The 16,518-nt window shown below is 71.1% G+C and carries 18 protein-coding genes; 5 read left to right on the top strand and 13 right to left on the bottom strand.

The genetic code is table 11. The annotated features are described in order from the left end of the window. Positions 1-401 (top strand): YihY/virulence factor BrkB family protein (locus tag QZ500_RS12440; RefSeq protein ID WP_295855726.1); only part of this gene is annotated, 401 nt, incomplete at its 5' end. A 62-nt stretch (positions 402-463) separates the two neighbouring features. On the opposite strand, the gene QZ500_RS12435 is transcribed toward QZ500_RS12440, so the two are convergent. Then, the gene (locus tag QZ500_RS12435) at positions 464-685 is read right to left on the bottom strand and encodes a hypothetical protein (protein WP_295855725.1); all 222 of its coding nucleotides are present in this window, start codon (positions 683-685) and stop codon (positions 464-466) included. Positions 686-888: 203 nt separating this feature from the next. On the opposite strand from QZ500_RS12435, the gene QZ500_RS12430 reads away from it, so the two are divergent. Next, entirely contained in the window at positions 889-1,872 is a 984-nt protein-coding gene (locus QZ500_RS12430; protein WP_295855724.1) for a patatin-like phospholipase family protein, read from the top strand. Between the two features lie 9 nt (positions 1,873-1,881). Here the strand turns inward: QZ500_RS12430 and QZ500_RS12425 are convergent, their stop codons facing one another. The 7 genes from QZ500_RS12425 to mltG form a co-directional block, all read right to left on the bottom strand. Next, a complete protein-coding gene (locus QZ500_RS12425; protein ID WP_295855723.1) occupies positions 1,882-2,460 on the bottom strand; it encodes an isochorismatase family cysteine hydrolase in 579 nt (192 codons plus the stop codon). 218 nt (positions 2,461-2,678) lie between these two features. Then, complete coding sequence (locus QZ500_RS12420) at positions 2,679-3,377, bottom strand: ankyrin repeat domain-containing protein (RefSeq protein ID WP_295855722.1); 699 nt, start codon at positions 3,375-3,377, stop codon at positions 2,679-2,681. Continuing rightward, a complete protein-coding gene (locus QZ500_RS12415; protein ID WP_295855721.1) occupies positions 3,374-4,189 on the bottom strand; it encodes a TatD family hydrolase in 816 nt (271 codons plus the stop codon). Before QZ500_RS12415 ends, QZ500_RS12420 begins: the two co-directional genes overlap by 4 nt. A 122-nt stretch (positions 4,190-4,311) precedes the next feature. After that, the gene (locus QZ500_RS12410; RefSeq protein WP_295855720.1) at positions 4,312-4,671 is read right to left on the bottom strand and encodes a PilZ domain-containing protein; all 360 of its coding nucleotides are present in this window, start codon (positions 4,669-4,671) and stop codon (positions 4,312-4,314) included. Continuing rightward, positions 4,668-5,696, bottom strand: coding sequence for a DNA polymerase III subunit delta' (locus QZ500_RS12405; RefSeq protein WP_295855719.1), 1,029 nt, complete (start codon positions 5,694-5,696; stop codon positions 4,668-4,670). The genes QZ500_RS12410 and QZ500_RS12405 overlap by 4 nt, the downstream gene beginning before the upstream one ends. Further along, positions 5,693-6,364 carry a dTMP kinase gene (gene tmk, locus QZ500_RS12400; RefSeq protein ID WP_295855718.1) on the bottom strand — a complete coding sequence of 224 codons (672 nt, stop codon included), beginning with the start codon at positions 6,362-6,364 and terminating at the stop codon, positions 5,693-5,695. The genes QZ500_RS12405 and tmk overlap by 4 nt, the downstream gene beginning before the upstream one ends. Further along, a complete protein-coding gene (gene mltG, locus QZ500_RS12395) occupies positions 6,361-7,389 on the bottom strand; it encodes an endolytic transglycosylase MltG (protein ID WP_295855728.1) in 1,029 nt (342 codons plus the stop codon). The genes tmk and mltG overlap by 4 nt, the downstream gene beginning before the upstream one ends. A 65-nt stretch (positions 7,390-7,454) precedes the next feature. Here mltG and QZ500_RS12390 point away from each other — a divergent pair, with 65 nt between their 5' ends. Continuing rightward, positions 7,455-8,378, top strand: coding sequence for a folate-binding protein (locus QZ500_RS12390; protein ID WP_295855717.1), 924 nt, complete (start codon positions 7,455-7,457; stop codon positions 8,376-8,378). A 31-nt stretch (positions 8,379-8,409) separates the two neighbouring features. Here the strand turns inward: QZ500_RS12390 and QZ500_RS12385 are convergent, their stop codons facing one another. The 5 genes from QZ500_RS12385 to QZ500_RS12365 form a co-directional block, all read right to left on the bottom strand. Further along, on the bottom strand, positions 8,410-9,297 hold the full coding sequence (locus tag QZ500_RS12385) for a YbgC/FadM family acyl-CoA thioesterase (RefSeq protein ID WP_295855716.1): 888 nt from the start codon (positions 9,295-9,297) through the stop codon (positions 8,410-8,412). Continuing rightward, positions 9,294-10,298, bottom strand: coding sequence for an alpha/beta hydrolase (locus tag QZ500_RS12380; protein ID WP_295855715.1), 1,005 nt, complete (start codon positions 10,296-10,298; stop codon positions 9,294-9,296). Before QZ500_RS12380 ends, QZ500_RS12385 begins: the two co-directional genes overlap by 4 nt. Before the next feature lie 43 nt (positions 10,299-10,341). Further along, complete coding sequence (locus tag QZ500_RS12375) at positions 10,342-11,331, bottom strand: phospholipase (protein WP_295855714.1); 990 nt, start codon at positions 11,329-11,331, stop codon at positions 10,342-10,344. Positions 11,332-11,435: 104 nt separating this feature from the next. Continuing rightward, positions 11,436-12,260 (bottom strand): HDOD domain-containing protein, encoded by an 825-nt coding sequence (locus QZ500_RS12370; protein ID WP_295855727.1) that lies wholly within the window; start codon positions 12,258-12,260, stop codon positions 11,436-11,438. Positions 12,261-12,383: 123 nt separating this feature from the next. Continuing rightward, positions 12,384-14,804, bottom strand: a complete 2,421-nt coding sequence (locus tag QZ500_RS12365; protein ID WP_295855713.1) for a Tex family protein — start codon at positions 14,802-14,804, stop codon at positions 12,384-12,386. Between the two features lie 93 nt (positions 14,805-14,897). Between QZ500_RS12365 and QZ500_RS12360 the strand changes: the two genes are divergently transcribed. Both QZ500_RS12360 and QZ500_RS12355 read left to right on the top strand, forming a co-directional pair. Next, entirely contained in the window at positions 14,898-15,446 is a 549-nt protein-coding gene (locus tag QZ500_RS12360; RefSeq protein ID WP_295855712.1) for a hypothetical protein, read from the top strand. A gap of 61 nt (positions 15,447-15,507) precedes the next feature. After that, a partial coding sequence (locus QZ500_RS12355) for a monovalent cation:proton antiporter-2 (CPA2) family protein (protein WP_295855711.1) occupies positions 15,508-16,518 on the top strand: 1,011 nt, incomplete at its 3' end.

Genomic DNA, 16,518 nt, shown 5'->3' with positions numbered 1-16,518 from the left:
TCATCGTGATGCCGTACCTGTGGCGGCTGTTGGAAGAAAGTACCGGGGTCGGCCGCGATACGGTCTGGCTCGACAACGGCGTGCGCTACGGCACGGCCTATGTGGTGCTCACGGTGCTGTATGCGCTTCTCTACGGCTGGCTTCCCGATGTGCGCCAGCGGCTGCGGACCGTGGTACCAGGCGCCCTGATCGGCGCGGCCATGTGGGTCGGTGCGGCCGCGACGCTGTCGTACACGCTGCGCACGGCTGGAAAGCTGGCCTTGGTGTACGGCAGCTTCGCCGGCGTCGTCGCCACGCTGGTTTTCCTCTACATCACCGCGACGACGCTGATCTTCGGGGCCGAGGTCAACGGGGTGATGCACAGCCGCGGTCGGGATCGGCCGGCGCCGCAGTCCGACTGACTGAGCGCCGAAGACCCTGTATCTGCCGGTCGATCGCCAACGACACCCCTTAGGGACGCACCCTACTCCTTCGCACGCTCCTGATCGGACATCGGTTCCCGGGCTTTGTCGGTACGCGCGCCTTCCGCGCTTTCGGTCATGCCCCAGGGAGCGGAATCGTCCTGTTCGATCGAACGCGCGTCCTGCCGCTTGGCCGACATGTTCTCCGTCGGTGCCGGCGCGTTATCGCCGCCGGGCGCCAGGCTGTCGCCAGCGCCGATGTTGTCGGCGCCGCCGGAGGTCATCGGTCGTGTTCCTGCACCGCTTCGGTGTTCATTACCCATGGTGTTTACTCCGTGAAAGGTTTAATCGATCCACTATCGAAGGCGGGCCGTCGGCTTTTGTAGGCCCATGCGCCGCACCGCCGACATCCGATCGACCTGCAACCTGAACCGTCACGGCTGCTGACACGGCCCGAGCGGTACGCGTGCAGATTCGCCTCATGCGAATGTCTTCCCTCCGACTTCATCTGGGCCTGCAAGGCGGCGGCGCGCACGGCGCGTTCACCTGGGGCGTGCTCGACCGCCTGCTCGACGAGAACGACCTGCACTTCGGCCGGATCAGCGGGACCAGCGCCGGCGCGCTCAACGGTGCAGCACTGGTCACCGGTCTGCGCCAGGGAGGTCGGCAGGGGGCGAAGGAGAACCTGGCTCGCCTGTGGACCCGGGCCGCCGAGGTTGGCATGCTCGGCACGGCCCTGCTGATACCGGCGCGCAAGCCGAGCTTCGGCATCTGGGACGACCTGCATCCGGTCCTGCCGCCGGCCTTGGCCAACCCGCTCGGCATCGAGCCGCTGCGCTATGTGGTTCAGAGCGTGGTCGACATTCCGCTGCTGCGCCGGGAGACCGACTATCCGCTGCATGTCAACGCGGTCAACGTACGGACCGGCGCGATGCGGGTGTTCGGCCCGGCAGAGTTGTCGATCGATGCCATCCTCGCCTCCGCCTGCGCACCGCAGCTGTTTTCCGCCATCGACGTGGACGGCGATATTTACTGGGACGGCAGCTACGGCGCCAATCCGGCGATCCGGCCGCTGCACGCCGGCCAGCGGGACGCGGATCTGCTGCTGATCGAACTTACGCCGCCTGTGCGCAGCGATACACCGTGGTCCGCCAAGAACGTCCTGAACCGCATCAACGAGATCGCATCGCTGACCGGCCTGGTGCGCGAGCTGCACGGCTTGCACGCAGACCAGCAGGCATCGCCGGGCTTGCGGTTCCACGTCGTGGGGCTGGCCGACCGCGAGGACAACGCCGCGCTGCTCGACCCCTCGCTCAAGCGGGGCGCAGACCACCTCCTGTTCGAGACCCTCCGCGCCGCCGGTCACCAGACTTGCGATGCCTGGCTGCAGGCGCACCGCAGCGACATCGGCCGACGCTCGACAGTCGACATCGATGCGCGCTACCTGGCGCCCTTCGACCCGTATCGCTGACGTCTTCGGTCACTCCCGATCGGTGGTGGTTACGCGCGACACCGCCCGCCGGCCTGACTGCTGCAGCAGGATGCGGCTGCCCGTGACGACCGGCACCTTGTGCGTTTCGCGCAGCTGACGCACCACGGCCGCATGCCGCCCGACCGTCTGGGTCGCGCTGCAATCGCGGGGCACGACCACGTCGAGGTCGCGCATCCGGGCCTCGATGGCCAAGGTCAGCACGCATTGGTCGCTCGACACGCCGGTCAGGATCAGCCGGCCGACGTCGAGATGCTGGAGCAGCAGTTCGAGCGGCGTGCCGAAAAAGGCCGACTGCTTGGGCTTCAGCACGAAGAAGTCGTGCGGGTCCGGCCGCAACGCCTCGGTGATCTCCCGTGGTGCCCCACCCGCAGCGAGGGACACCTCGACCAGGGCGGCGAAGTCCGATCGCCACTGGCCGCGGTTGTCGTTGGCATAAACGACCGGCACCGAAGCACGCCGGCAACGTGCCGCGAGAGCGGCGATCGGCCGGGTGATCCTGCGTGCTTCGGGCAGCAGCCGGTCGGCATCGGGGAAATCCCAGCAGCTGATCATGTCGATGATCAGCAAGGCAGTGTGGTGGCGCATGGGCAGTGCGGTGACGGGCGTTGCGGCCTACTGTCGCAACAGCCTAGACTGCGGCGCCCGTGTGCCTGTCCTACCGGGCCGTCGGACAGAGGCGCACAAGATGCTCTGCGTCCGCCTCTGTGGCTCGTCCCGCATGCTGCCTGCCGGTCATGGCCTCGCCCCTGCGGCACCACGCCGGGATCACGACGCGCCGCCCGCGGCTACCAGCGCCTCGGCGCGACGCCGCTGCCCGGCCGGCGGCGGGCGACCGCCTCGTCGAGCTGCGCCGCCAGGCTGCCCCGGTCTGCCAGACGGGCGAAGTCAGCCGCGTTCAGCCCCTGCTGATTGCGCGGCGTCGGGTCGGCGCCTTCCTCGAACAGCAGCTTGACCGCCTGCTCGCTGCCGTAACGGGCGGCCATCATCAGCGGTGTGGTGCCGTTGGGCGATTCGGCATCGATGTAGGCACTCTTTTCCAGCAGCAGGCGCACGATGTCGAGCTGCTGCGGCTGGTTGGTGCTGACGGCATAGTGCAGCGGCGTCCAGCCGGTCTTGTTGACATCGGCGTCGCGGGCGATCAGCGCCTTCACCAGCGGCAGGTCGCCCTTGATCGCGGCGATCATCAGCGGGCTTTCGTCCTGCGCGTTGCGGACCTCGACCTGCGTGGCCGGCGCCGCGAGCAGCACCCTCAGCACCCGGGCCGAACCTTCGCGGACCGCCACGATCAGCCCGGGCTGGCCGCGCTCGTCGCGCGCCTTGTTGGGGTCGAAGCCGCGGCGCAGCAGGGTCTCCATGGCGCCGGCGTCGTCGCGTTTGATCGCCACGAAAAAGGCGTCGGCCGGTGCGGCATGGGCGCACCCTGCGGCGGCGAGTGCGGACGCCAGGGTCAGCGTGGCGACGAAACGGCGGCGGGAAGCGGTCATGCGGCGGACTCCTTCTGCGCAAGAAACAGGCGGTCGAAATTGGCGCTCGTGGACTCGGCCACGGCCTCCAGCGGCAGGCCGCGCAGGTCGGCGATCTGCCGGGCGACGTAGGGCACGTAAGACGGGTTGTTGGTCTTGCCGCGGTATGGCACCGGGGCGAGGTAGGGGCTGTCGGTCTCGATCAGCATCCGGTCCATCGGCACGAAGGCCGCGACGTCGCGCAGCGCCTGGGCGTTCTTGAAGGTCAGGATGCCGGAAAACGAGATGTAGAAGCCGAGGTCCAGCGCGGCGCGCGCGACCGCTTCGGTTTCGGTGAAGCAGTGGAAGACACCGCCGGCGCTGCCGGCCGAGCCGTCTTCGCCCGCTTCCCGCAGCAGGGCGACCGGGTCCTCCGATGCGCTGCGGGTGTGGATGACCAGCGGTTTGCCGGTCCGGCGCGCCGCCTGGATATGCGTGCGGAAGCGGTCGCGCTGCCATTCCAGGTCGGCGATGGTGCGGCCGCCCTTGCGGTCGTCCATGCCGTAGTAGTCGAGCCCCGTCTCGCCGATGGCCAGCACCTTCGGCAGCGCGGCACGTTCCACCAGATCCTCGAGCGTGGGTTCCTGCACGCCCTCGTTGTCGGGGTGCACGCCCACCGTCGCCCAGAGCTCCGGATGGCCGGTCGCCACGGCGTGCACGGCCGGGAACTCCTCCAGCGTGGTGCAGATGCAGAGGGCGCGGGTGACCTGGGCCTCGGCCATCGCGGCGCGGATCTCCGGTAGCAGGGCGGCCAGCTCCGGCATGGCGAGGTGGCAGTGGGAATCGGTGAACATGCGTTGGCAAGCAAAAAGACCGCTGGCGCCCGTCGGACGGGCGCCATCAGCTATCGAAAAGTGAGCAAACCGGCAGCGCCGTGTGCGCCGCCAGTGTGGTGGCGGCGGGACGCGACCGCGTATCAGATCGTCTGCGTCGCCCGGTCGGACGCCAAGTGGCTGCCGAGCATTTCCTCGATCTTCATCTTGAGCTGGCGCGACTTCTCGTCGGCCGGAAACTGGATGCCGACGCCCTGGGTACGGTTGCCGGTCGCCCGCGCGGGCGTGACCCAGGCCACGCGGCCGGCGATCGGGTAGCGGGTCGGGTTGTCGGGCAGGGTCAGCAGGACGTAGATGTCGTCGCCGAGCCGGTAGTCGCGCGTCGTCGGGATGAACATGCCGCCTTCGGTGAACAGCGGGATGTAGGCGGCATAGAGCGCCGCCTTTTCCTTGATGGCGAGCTGCACGACGCTGGGGCGGGGTGTGGATGCCGGTGTGCTCATCGGGGCGCCTGTGAACGGGTCTGGCGCGAGTGTAGGACGTTCTGCGCGCCGCTGACCAAGGCCTCCAGCATCAGCCCGGCCTGGAAGGGATGCTCCGCTGTGCGGGCCTCCGCCGCCAGCACTTTGGACCAGCGCGCCAATGCCTGCCACGACGGTGCCGCCGGGAGATCCTCCGGCGCGAAGTACCGCGGCGCCGCGCCGGCGCGGACGGCCGACAGGTCATGGCAGAGCTTCTGCAGGGCCGATACCACCTCGGCCGGCCGCCAGTCGGCGAAGACGGTGGTGTCGCCCTGCGCCACGGCGCGCGGCAGCAGCGCCCAGCGCCGCGGGTCGCGGCCGGCACGGGCGTAGCCGAGCGCATCGTCCGGCCGGCCGCCGGCGGCGCGCAGCAGGGGCGCCACGTCCGCCGCGGCGATGCCCTGCCCTTCCAGCCAGGCGCACATCTCGTCGTCGGACGGCCATTGCATCGCATGCGCCTGGCAGCGGCTGCGGATCGTCGGCAGCAGCTGGTGGGCCGCCTCGCTCGCGAGCACGAAGCGCACGTCGCCGTTCGGCTCCTCCAGCGTCTTCAGCAGCGCGTTGGCGGTGATGCCGTTCATCTGCTCGGCCGGGTAGACCAGTACCACCTTGCCGCGGCCGCGGGCATCGGTGCGCTGGGCGAATTCGACCGCCTCACGCATCGCGTCCACCCGTATCTCGCGGCTGGGCTTGCGCTTCTTGTCGTCGATCTCGGCCTGGGCCCTCTGCGGCAGCGGCCAGTCGAGCGCCTGCATCTGCACCTCGGGCATCAGCACGCGCAGGTCGGCATGGGTGCGCACGTCCACCGCATGGCAGCTGGCGCACCGGCCGCAGGCGACGCCGTCCGCATCGGGGGTGTCGCACAGCCAGGAGCGGGCCAGCGCCAGCGCCAGGTCGTACTGGCCGAGACCGGACGGCCCCTGCAGCAGCCGGGCATGACCGCGCTGGCCGAGCAGCAGCCGCAGCTGGCGGTCGATCCAAGGTGCGAGCAGTGCGGCAGCGCTCATGCGGCAGCTTCCGGCAGGGGGAGCCATCCGCGGGCGGCGACCATCGACGCGACCTCGGCCGCGACCGCATCGCGGGTGGCAGCCGCATCCAGCCGGGCGAAGCGCTGCGGCGCCGCCAGGGCGCGGGCGGCGTAGCCGGCGGCGACGCGGCGGAAAAAGTCTTCGGGCTGCGACTCGAACCGGTCGGGCAACCGGGCGCCGGCGAGGCGCTCGGCGGCGGTGGCGGGCGGCAGGTCGAACCACAGGGTCAGGTCGGGCTGGCGCACCGTGCCGGCCTCGTCGCGCTGCACCCAGTCCTCCAATGCTTCCAGAACGCGCAGGTCGAAACCCCGGCCGGCGCCTTGGTACGCGAAGGTGGCATCGGTGAACCGGTCGCACAGCACCACCTCGCCACGCGCGAGCGCCGGTTCGATCACGGTGCGCAGGTGATCGCGCCGGGCGGCGAAGACGAGCAGCGCCTCCGTTAGCGGGTCCATCGCGTCCTGCAGCACCAGCGTGCGCAGCTTTTCCGCGAGCGGCGTGCCGCCGGGCTCGCGGGTGCGGCACACGGTCCGGCCACGGGCGGCGAAAGCATCGGCCAGACCGTCGATATGCGAGCTCTTGCCCGCACCGTCGATGCCCTCGAAGCTGATGAAAAGCCCGGCCGACGGGCGGTGGTGCGGCGTCATCGCGCGGCCTCCGGGGCGGTGCCTGCACGCGGCGCGTTGCGCTGCGGCGTGCGCTGGTACTGGTCGACCGCGCGGTTGTGCTCGTCCAGCGACGGACTGAAGTGACTGCTGCCGTCGCCGCGCGCGACGAAATACAGCGCCTTGGTCGGCTCCGGCTGGACCGCGGCGATCAGGGCGGCGCGCCCCGGCATCGCGATCGGCGTGGGCGGCAGGCCGGACCGGGTGTACGTATTCCAGGGGGTGTCGGTCTGCAGGTCCTTCTTGCGCAGGTTGCCGTCGAAGGCGGTCCCCATGCCGTAGATCACCGTCGGATCGGTCTGCAGCGGCATGCCGATGCGCAGCCGGTTCACGAACACGCCGGCGATGCGGGCGCGGTCGGCAGCCTTGCCGGTTTCCTTCTCGACGATGCTGGCGAGGATCAGTGCCTCGTCGGCGGATTTCAGCGGGGTGTCGGCCGACCGCTGGCTCCAGGCGGCGTCGAGCCGCTGGTCCATCGCACGCATCGCGCGACGCAGCACCGCCAGGTCGGACGAGCCCTTGGAGTAGGTGTAGGTGTCGGGGTAGAAGCGCCCCTCCGGCGCCACGCCGGGGAGGCCCAGCTGGGCCATCAGCGCGTCGTCGGCCATGCCGACGATCTCGGGCTTGAGCTGGTCGGCGCGTGCGAGCGCCTCGCGCACCTGGCGCCAGTTCCAGCCTTCCACCAGCGTGACCGAGCGCGACGCTTCGTCGCCCTGTACCAGCTTCGCGAGCAGGGTGCGCGGCGTGGTGCCGCGGTCGAATTCGTAGCTGCCGGCGCGGATCTTCCGGTCCTGGCCCGACAGCCGGAACCAGAGGTAGAGCACCCGCGGATCGACGCCGACGCCCGCACGCGCCACGTCCTGCGCGATGCCGCGCGGCGAGCGGCCCTGCTCGACCCAGAGATCGACCGTGTCGGCCGGCATCGGCAGCGGACGCTGCAGCCACCACAGGGCGGCACCGCCCGCCAGAAAGGCGGCCAGCACGCCGGACAGCACGCAAAAGAGCATCAGGCGTCGCAGTGCTTTCAGCAAGGAAGGGCTCCGGTCAATGAACCGGCCATGATAATTCAGCGATGACTTTCTCTTCCCCGCTCGACGGTATCGCCATCCCCGACCATCTGGGCGTGATCCGCGTCGCCGGCGACGACGCCGTTTCGTTCCTGCAGGGCCAACTCACCAACGATTTCGCGCTGCTCCGGCCCGACCAGGCACGCCTCGCTGCGTTTCTCTCGGCCAAGGGCCGGATGCAGGCGAGCTTCGTCGGATTCGTGGCGGCGCCCGGCGAGGTCCTGCTCGTCTGTAGCCGCGATCTGCTGGAAGCGACGCGCAAGCGGCTGTCGATGTTCGTACTGCGCGCCAAGGCGAAGCTGACCGATGCAACCGACGAATACCTGCTGCGCGGCATCGCCGGTCGCACTCTCGAAACCATAGCAGGTAGCGCACAGCCCGCCTGGGCCCGGGTCACTTTGTGCACCGCAAATCTGGTCTTCCTGCCACCTGCGGAAGGCCAGCCGCGTGCTTTGTGGATCGCGCCGGTCGGCACCCCGCTGCCGGAGGGACCGGCGCTGGCGTCCGATCTCTGGCGCTGGGGCGACGTGGCGAGCGGCGTGGCGACCCTGTCGGCGCCGGTCGTCGATGCCTTCGTGCCGCAGATGCTCAACTACGAGTCGGTCGGCGGCGTGAACTTCAAGAAGGGCTGCTACCCCGGCCAGGAAGTCGTCGCCCGCAGCCAGTTCCGCGGCACGCTGAAGCGTCGCGCGTTCGTGGTGCATGCCGATGCGCCGCTCGCCGCGGGCGACGAGGTGTTCCACAGCGCGGACGAAGGTCAGCCGTGCGGCACGGTCGTGGAAGCTGCTCCGGCGCCCGGCGGCGGCCACGACGCGATCGTGTCGCTGCAGATTGCGGCGACCGAAGGCGGCACGCTGCATGCCAGGGCAGCGGACGGGCCCGCGCTGGTGGTGAGGCCCCTGCCCTATCCACTGCTCGACGACATCTGAGTCCTTCGCCGCCGGCCGGCCGACTGGCGGATCAGAGGATGCGCCGCATGCCGATGTGCGGTATGCCCACCTCGTCGAACGGATCGCCGAACGGCTGGAAGCCGGCGCGGTCGTAGAAGCCCTCGGCGCTGCGCTGGGCGTGCAGTTCCACGGCGGTGTCGCCCCGGCGGCGCGATTCGCCGATCAGCGTCTCCAGCACCACCCGGCCGACCCCACAGCCGCGCAGCACCCGGTGCACCGCCATCCGGCCGATCCGCCCGACGCCCGCGACCGGCGGCAGCAGCCGCCCGGTCGCCAGCGGCATGCCGAGCCGGTTGTAGACCACGACATGGACGGCGGTCGCGTCGTCCTCGTCCCACTCCTCTTCCTCGGGCACGTTCTGCTCCTGCACGAAGACGGCGGTCCGCACCTTCGCCGCGTCGGTGCCGAGCTGTTCCCAGTCGCCGATCCGCAGTGCGGTGACCGGCTCGCCGGCTTCGTAGCCCTGCAGCAGCGACCGCATCGCCTCCGGCACGTTGCAGGGCACATGGCTGGTCGGATCGGCGAAGACGTAGACGATCTCACCCTGCGCCAGCAGCCGCCCGGCGCGGTAGATGCCGCCGTCGAACGTCAGCGACGAGCCGCCGATGCGGCGGCAGCGTAGCCCGATGTCGAGCATGTCGTCCAGCCGGGCCGACGTGTGGTAGTCCAGCGTGGACTTGCGCACGAACAGGTCGCCGCCGAGCGCCACCATACTTTCCTCGTACGGCAGCGCGAGCGCCCGCCAATAGTCGGCGATCGCGGTGTCGAGGTACATCAGGTAATGCGCGTTGAACACCACCTTCTGCATGTCGACCTCGGCCCAGCGCACCCGCAGGCGGTGGAAGAAGCGGTAGCTGCCGGGGCCTTCCGGCGGTTCGTCGTGCAGGGTGGTGGTCATGGTGCGGTGGAAGCGGTGTCGGGTTCGGCCGGGTCGGTGCCGAGGGCCGCGCGCAGGGCCGCGGCCGCCAGCCGGTGCGCCGCACGGGCCTCAGGCACGACGCGGCCCATCTTGATGAATTCGTGCGTGGTGCCGGGCCACAGCTCCAGGTCGACCGGCACCCGGTCCCGGCGCAGCCGGTCGGCGTAGGCGATGCCTTCGTCCACCACCGGGTCGCATTCGGCCAGCCCGATCCAGGCCGGCGCGACGCCCGACAGGTCCTCCGCTTCCAGCGGTGCGAAGCGCCAGTCGGCGCGGTCGGCGTCGCTGCGCAGCGCCTGCGCGAAGAACCACTGGACGAGCGCGGCAGTGATGACCGGGCCGTCGGTAAAACGGCGGTGGGAATCACTGTCCTGCCAGGAGGCGACCCCGGGGTAGAACAGCAGCTGCAACGCCAGCGGCAGCCCGGCATCGCGCGCAGCGATCGCGCAGCCGGCCGCGAGTGTGCCGCCCGCGCTGTCGCCGCCCACCGCGATGCGTGTGCCCTCCAGGCCGCGGCCGGCACCGTCGGCGGCGAGCCAGGCGAGCGCGTCCCAGGCGTCTTCGGCGGCGGTCGGGAAACGGGCGTCCGGCGCCAGCCGGTAGTCGAGCGACACCACGGCGCAGCCGGCGAGCCGGGCCAGTTCGCGGCACAGCACGTCGTGCGTGCCGATGCTACCCACGGTGAAGCCGCCGCCGTGGAAATACAGCAGCGTCGGCAGCGGCGCGGTGCCCGCCGTGGCGGCATACAGCCGCGCCGGCAGCGGATGCCCGTCGCGCGCGGCGATGGTGAAATCCTCGACCCGCGCGAGCGGGGCACGCGGCACCTCCAGCACTTCCGCGCCGGCGGCATAGGCCGCGCGGGCTTCCGCCGGCGACAGCGTTTCCATCGCAGGCCGGCGGGACCGGGCCATGCCGGAAACCACGCCCCGCATCGCGGGCGTGAGGCGGTCGAGCAGGTCGGCAGACAGCGGTGTCGTCATCGGATTCGCAAAGGACGGGGGATGGGTGATGAAAAAAGACGCGCTACAGCGGAAGCACCCGGTCGAGCGCCGGCCGCTCCAGCCACGCCGCCCATTCGTCCGCAAGCTGCTCGGCCGCCGACACCGCACGGCTCCAGTCGGCGACGCGCGCCGCCACGTCGTGCCCGTAGCCCGCGAAATCGCGGCGGTCGGGCAGTCGGCCGTTCGGCAGCGTCCGGACCCAGTCCGGATGCGGCGCCAGCACCACCATGCGGTCGAGTGCCGGCGTGGCGCGGTGCCGCCAGCGCAACCCCTTGTCCAGCCAGCCCGGCACGACGGCCTGCTGGAAGTGCGGGTAGAGCACGATGCCGCCGCCCGCCCCGCCGTAACGCAGGTGCAGGTGGTAATCGGTGATGCCGCCGTCCCAGTAGGCGCCGCGCGGCGCGCCGTCGATGTCCGGCACCGCCCGCAGCACGAACGGGATGGAGCAGCTGGCCTGCAGCGCCTCGCGGAAATTGGCCGGCCCGAGCGGCACCTGGCGGGTCGGGAAATCTGCGGTCGCGAAGGGTAGCGGCCCTGCCCCGCTGGAAAACACGACGCGTTCGATCCAGGCGCCGAGTGCCCGGCGGTGCAGCGCGTTGCTCGCGAAGGCGCCCAGGTAGCCGAGCGGCGTCGCCAGCGTATGTTCGCGCCGCAGCAGGTGGCGGCCGCGCGCGGTCACGACATGCAGGCGGTAGCGCGGATGGCGCAGCACCTCGTCGATCCGGTCGCGGTAGAAGCCGTCCAGGCTGCGTGCGAACTGCGCACTGATATCGGCCGCCGACGGCCGGGTGCGTCCGGGCGGCGGCGCGTAGTGCTCGCGGATGTAGTCGTGCTCGAAGCGGCGCGACGCCGCGGCCGGGTCGGCCATGCAGGCATTCGCCATCCGCCACGCGCCGATGGACGCACCGACCAGGTCGATCGGCTGGTCCGACCGCGGCAGCCACTCGCCGAACAGGAAGCGGTCGAGCGGCCCGAGCACCAGCCCCTTCGGCCCGCCGGCCGCCGCGGGCATGACCCGGATGTCCTGAGGCGCGAGGCCGCCTTCGCGCCTCAGGTGCGCAAGCGCCGCCGGTCCCGCGAAGATCTGGAGCGCTGGTGTCGCCCGCCGCGGGCCGCTCACGCGAACTGGCCGGCTTCGGCGCCGGAGGTCCAGTCGATCGGGTCCTGCTGCAGCACTGCGTCCACGTCCAGGCCGAGCGCCAGGCCGACCACGTCGGGGAATGAGGTGACCAGGTCGCGCTCCGGCAGGCCGGCTTCCCGGCCGCGGGCGCGCCAGGTCGCGAGGTGCACCACGCCCGCGAGCGGTTCGTACACCTCGTTGTCGAACGGCGCATGCTGGTACTGCAGCGTATCTACGAGCTGCTGCGGGAAGTTCCAGGCCTTGGCCAGGCCGGCGCCGACCTGGCCGTAGGCGAAGCCGAAGGTACGGAACTCGGCCCGGGCGCGCCGCGGGTCGAAGGTCGATACGGCGCGGTCGAGCGTCTTGATCTCGTCGGGCATGCCGATGTGCATCACCAGTTCGCCGACCGCGTGCAGCAGGCCGGCGGTGAAGGCGGTACCCTGGTTCTCGTGGACCAGGCCGGCGAGCGCACGCGAGATCTTCGCCACGTCGAGGCTGTAGCGCCAGAAGGTCGGCATCTGAATGCCGGGCACCGCCTTGAACGCGCCGCTGAGCGCAGCCGCACTGACCAGCGACCGCACATGGTCCATGCCCATCACCGCGAGCGCTTCGGATACCGCGCCGATGCGGCGCGAGAGCTGGAAGAAGGAGGAATTGGCGAGCTGCAGCACCCGCGCGGTCAACCCCGGGTCGGTATTGATCAGCTGGCTGATGCGCCGCAGGTCCGGCTCCTCGCGGTTGAACTCGCTCATCAGCAGCGCGATGACCTTCGGAATGCTCGGCAGGGCCTTCGGGGAGGCCAGCAATTCTTCGAGCTGCATCAGGAGGTCCTCCAGCGTCGGGGGTACGGGCACGGCGGTCGTCGGTGGCAATCGCAGGGAAGAGCGGTCCATTATGGCGGCGCGGTCGTCCGCCCGGTATCCGGCGGTTGCGGAGGCCGGCCTTCAGCGCCCCGGGCGTTGCAGCTTGGCAAAGGCCGACGCCATCGCGCCGCCCATCTGCGGCGCCGGCGCCCCGCCCGGCCGGCCGCCGCGGCCCGCCGGCTCGAAACGGTTGTCGCGCGGCCGGTCGCCGCCGCGGCGTTCGCCCGCCGGCGCGGCGCCGAGCTTCATCGACAGGCCGATGCGCTTGCGTTCCACGTCCACCTCCATCACCTTGACCCGCACGATGTCGCCGGTCTTCACGACCTCGCGGGCATCGTTGACGAATTTGTGGCTCAGCTGACTCACGTGGACCAGCCCGTCCTGGTGCACGCCCAGGTCGACGAAGGCGCCGAACTGCGCCACGTTGCTGACGGTGCCTTCCAGCACCATGCCTTCGCGCAGGTCGCGGATGTCGTCCACGCCCTCGTTGAAGCGGGCGACCTTGAAGTCGGGCCGCGGGTCCCGTCCGGGCTTCTCCAGTTCGGTGAGGATGTCGCGGACGGTGATCGCGCCGAAACGTTCGTCGGCGAACAGCTCGGGCTTCAGGCTTTTCAGCAGGTCGGGCCGGCCCATGACCGCATCGACCGGCTGCTGCACGCGGGCGATGATGCGCTCGACCACCGGATAGGTCTCCGGGTGCACGCCGGTCACGTCCAGCGGGTTGTCGCCGCCGCGGATGCGCAGGAAGCCGGCCGCCTGCTCGAAGGTCTTGGCGCCGAGCCCGGTCACCGCCAGCAGCTGCTGGCGGCTGCGGAAGGCGCCGTTCGCCTCGCGCCAGCGCACCACCGACTTGGCGACCGTGCCCGACAGTCCCGATACCCGCGTCAGCAGCGGCGCGCTGGCGGTGTTCAAGTCCACCCCGACCGCGTTCACGCAGTCCTCGACCACCGCGTCGAGCGTGCGGGCCAGTTCGCCCTGGTTCACGTCGTGCTGGTACTGGCCGACGCCGATCGATTTCGGGTCGATCTTCACCAGCTCGGCCAGCGGGTCCTGCAGCCGCCGCGCGATGCTGGCGGCGCCGCGCAGGCTCACGTCCACGTCCGGCATCTCCTGGCTGGCGAATTCGCTGGCGCTGTAGACGGAGGCGCCCGCCTCGCTGACCACTACCTTTTCGATAGCGCCCTGCGCAGGCCCCACCTGCGCTTCCGCCGATTTCTGCATCAACTTGATCAGGTCGGCAGCCAGCTTGTCGGTTTCGCGGCTGGCGGTGCCGTTGCCGATCGCGATCAGGTTCACGCCGTGCTTCGCGGCGAGCTTCGACAGGGTGTGGAGTGCGCCGTCCCAGTCGCGGCGCGGTTCGTGCGGATAGACGGTGGCGGTATCGACCAGCTTGCCGGTGGCGTCCACCACCGCGACCTTCACCCCGGTCCGGATGCCCGGGTCCAGGCCCATCACCGTGCGCGGGCCGGCCGGGGCGGCCAGCAGCAGATCGCGCAGGTTGTCGGCGAACACCTTGATCGCGACCTTCTCGGCCTCTTCCCGCAGGCGGGCGAACAGGTCGCGCTCGGTCGAGAGCGCGAGCTTCACCCGCCAGGTCCAGGCGACCGCCTTGCGGATCAGGTCGTCGGCGGCCCGGCCCGCATGGCTCCAGCCCAGATGGCGGGCGATGCGGCCCTCGGCCATCGTCGGGACCGCCGCGGCGCGTCCGGTCGCGGCCGGCGCTGTCGTGGTTGCGGCCGGGGCCTCGGGCTGGACGAGCTTGGCCTCGAGGATTTCCAGCGCCCGGCCGCGGAAGACGGCCAGCGCCCGGTGCGACGGCACCCGGCCGATCGGCTCGTCGTACTCGAAGTAGTCGAGGAACTTGGCGACGTCCGGGTCGTTCTCGTTCTTGCCCTCGACCTTGCGGCTCTGCAGCGCGCCCTCGGCCCAGAGCCATTCGCGCAGCGACTGGACCAGCGCCGCATCCTCGGCCCAGCGCTCGGACAGGATGTCGCGCACGCCGTCGAGCACCGCCGGGACGGTCGAGAAGTCGGCGCCGGGCTTGCCGTCGTCCAGCACCTCGGCGGGACGGGTGAAGGCCGCCGCCTCGGCAGCCGGGTCGAGCGTCGGGTCGGCCAGCAGCCGGTCGGCCAGCGGCTCGATGCCGGCCTCGCGTGCCATCTGGCCCTTGGTGCGGCGTTTCTGCTTGAACGGCAGGTAAATGTCTTCCAGCTCCTGCTTGGTCGGCGCCGCGGCGATCGCGGCGCGCAGCGCATCGGTCAGCTTGCCCTGCTCGTCGATCGCGCGGATCACCGCGCTGCGCCGTTCCTCCAGCTCGCGCAGGTAGCCTAGGCGGAATTCCAGTTCCCGCAGCTGCACGTCGTCCAGGCCGCCGGTGGCTTCCTTGCGGTAACGCGCGATGAAGGGCACGGTCGCACCGCCGTCGAGCAAATCGACCGCCGCCTGCACCTGGTGCTCGGCGACGCGGATCTCGGAGGCGATCTGGCGGAGGATTGTCTGCATGCGTCGGCGGTCCGGAGAGGGAAAAGCGCGGGAGTGTGCCATAGCGCCTCGGCACGGATCGCCCGCCCGGCCGCCGCACAATCGGCAGCTGCCATGCCCGCTTCGCCCCCGCCCGCCCCGCCCCGCCGCTCCTGGACGCGCCGCCTGTTCCGCGGCCTGGTGGCGCTGCTGCTGGTGCCGGTCCTGCTGTTCGAGGAGTGGGGGTGGGAGCCGCTGGCGGCGCTGGTCGCACGGCTGGGCCGGCTGCCCGTCTGGGCCGCGCTGGAACGCGCGATCCGCCGGCTGCCGCCGTGGGCCGCCCTGCTCGCCTTCGGCCTGCCGGTCGTGCTGCTGCTGCCGGTCAAGCTGCTGGCGCTGTACCTGTTCGGGCGCGGCCACGTCGCTACCGGCTGCGTGCTGCTCGTCGGCGCCAAGATCGCCGGTACCGCGGTGGTGGCGCGGCTTTTCCAGCTGACCCAGCCGGCCCTGATGGGACTGCCGCTGTTCGCCCGCTGGTACCCGCGCTGGAAACGCTGGAAGGACGCGGTGCTCGCCTGGGTGCGGGCGAGCGCTCCGTGGCGGGCCCAGCGGCGGGGCCGCATCGCCGCCCGGCGGCGCTGGCGCGGCTGGTCCCGCCGGCTACGGACGGCGATGGCGGACTGACCCGCGCAGGTACCATGCGGCGCCCGGCAGACGGCCGGTGTGCCTACGGAGGAGCGGAGCGATGGTCGAGCACGGCAGCGAACTGGTGAAGGCGGTGGTGGTGCTGGCCGCCGGCGTGGTGGCGGTCCCGATCTTCAAGCGGCTCGGCCTCGGCTCGGTGCTCGGCTACCTCGCGGCCGGCCTCGCGATCGGACCGGCCGGCCTCGGCTTCTTCAGCCAGGCCCAGACCATCCTGCACATCGCCGAGTTCGGCGTGGTGATGTTCCTGTTCGTGATCGGCCTGGAGATGCAGCCGAGCCGGCTCTGGAACCTGCGGCGCCAGATTTTCGGACTCGGCCTGCTGCAGGTCGCCACCTGCGGGCTGCTGCTCACCGGGCTCGGCATCCTCGGCGGCTTCGCGCCGGCGGTCGCCTTCATCGGCGCGATGGGCTTCGTGCTGTCGTCCACCGCGATCGTGATGCAGATGCTCGACGAGCGCGGCGAGACTTCGACCCCGCGCGGCCAGCGCATCGTGTCGGTGCTGCTGCTGGAAGACCTGGCCATCGTGCCGCTGCTGGCCATCGTGGCGGCGCTGTCGCCCGCGCCGGACACCGAGTCGGTGTCGCGCGGCGTCGCGGTGGCCATCGGCGTCGCCGCCCTGGTCGGGCTGGTTGCGGTCAGCCGCTTCCTGCTCAATCCGCTGTTCCGCCTGCTGTCGCGGGTGCGGGCCCGCGAGGTGATGACCGCTGCCGCCCTGCTGGTGGTGCTGGGCGCCGCCCTCGTCATGCAGTGGGGCGGCCTGTCGATGGCGCTCGGCGCTTTCGCCGCCGGGGTGATGCTGTCCGAGTCCACCTTCCGCCACCAGCTGGAAGCCGACATCGAGCCTTTCCGCGGCATCCTGCTCGGCCTGTTCTTCATCGGCGTGGGCATGTCGCTCGACGTGCCGCTGGTCCTGGCCGACTGGCGCTGGCTGCTCGGCGGCGTGCTGGCCGCGATGGCACTGAAGGGCGCCGGCATCTACGCCATCGCCCGCCTGGCGCGCGCGCGCCATCCGGAGGCGCTGGAGCGCGCGGCGCTGATGGCCCAGGGCGGC

The organism is uncultured Xylophilus sp., assembly GCA_913776965.1.
Classification (GTDB): domain Bacteria; phylum Pseudomonadota; class Gammaproteobacteria; order Burkholderiales; family Burkholderiaceae_C; genus Xylophilus.
This window is presented reverse-complemented; position numbering and strand designations above follow the sequence as displayed.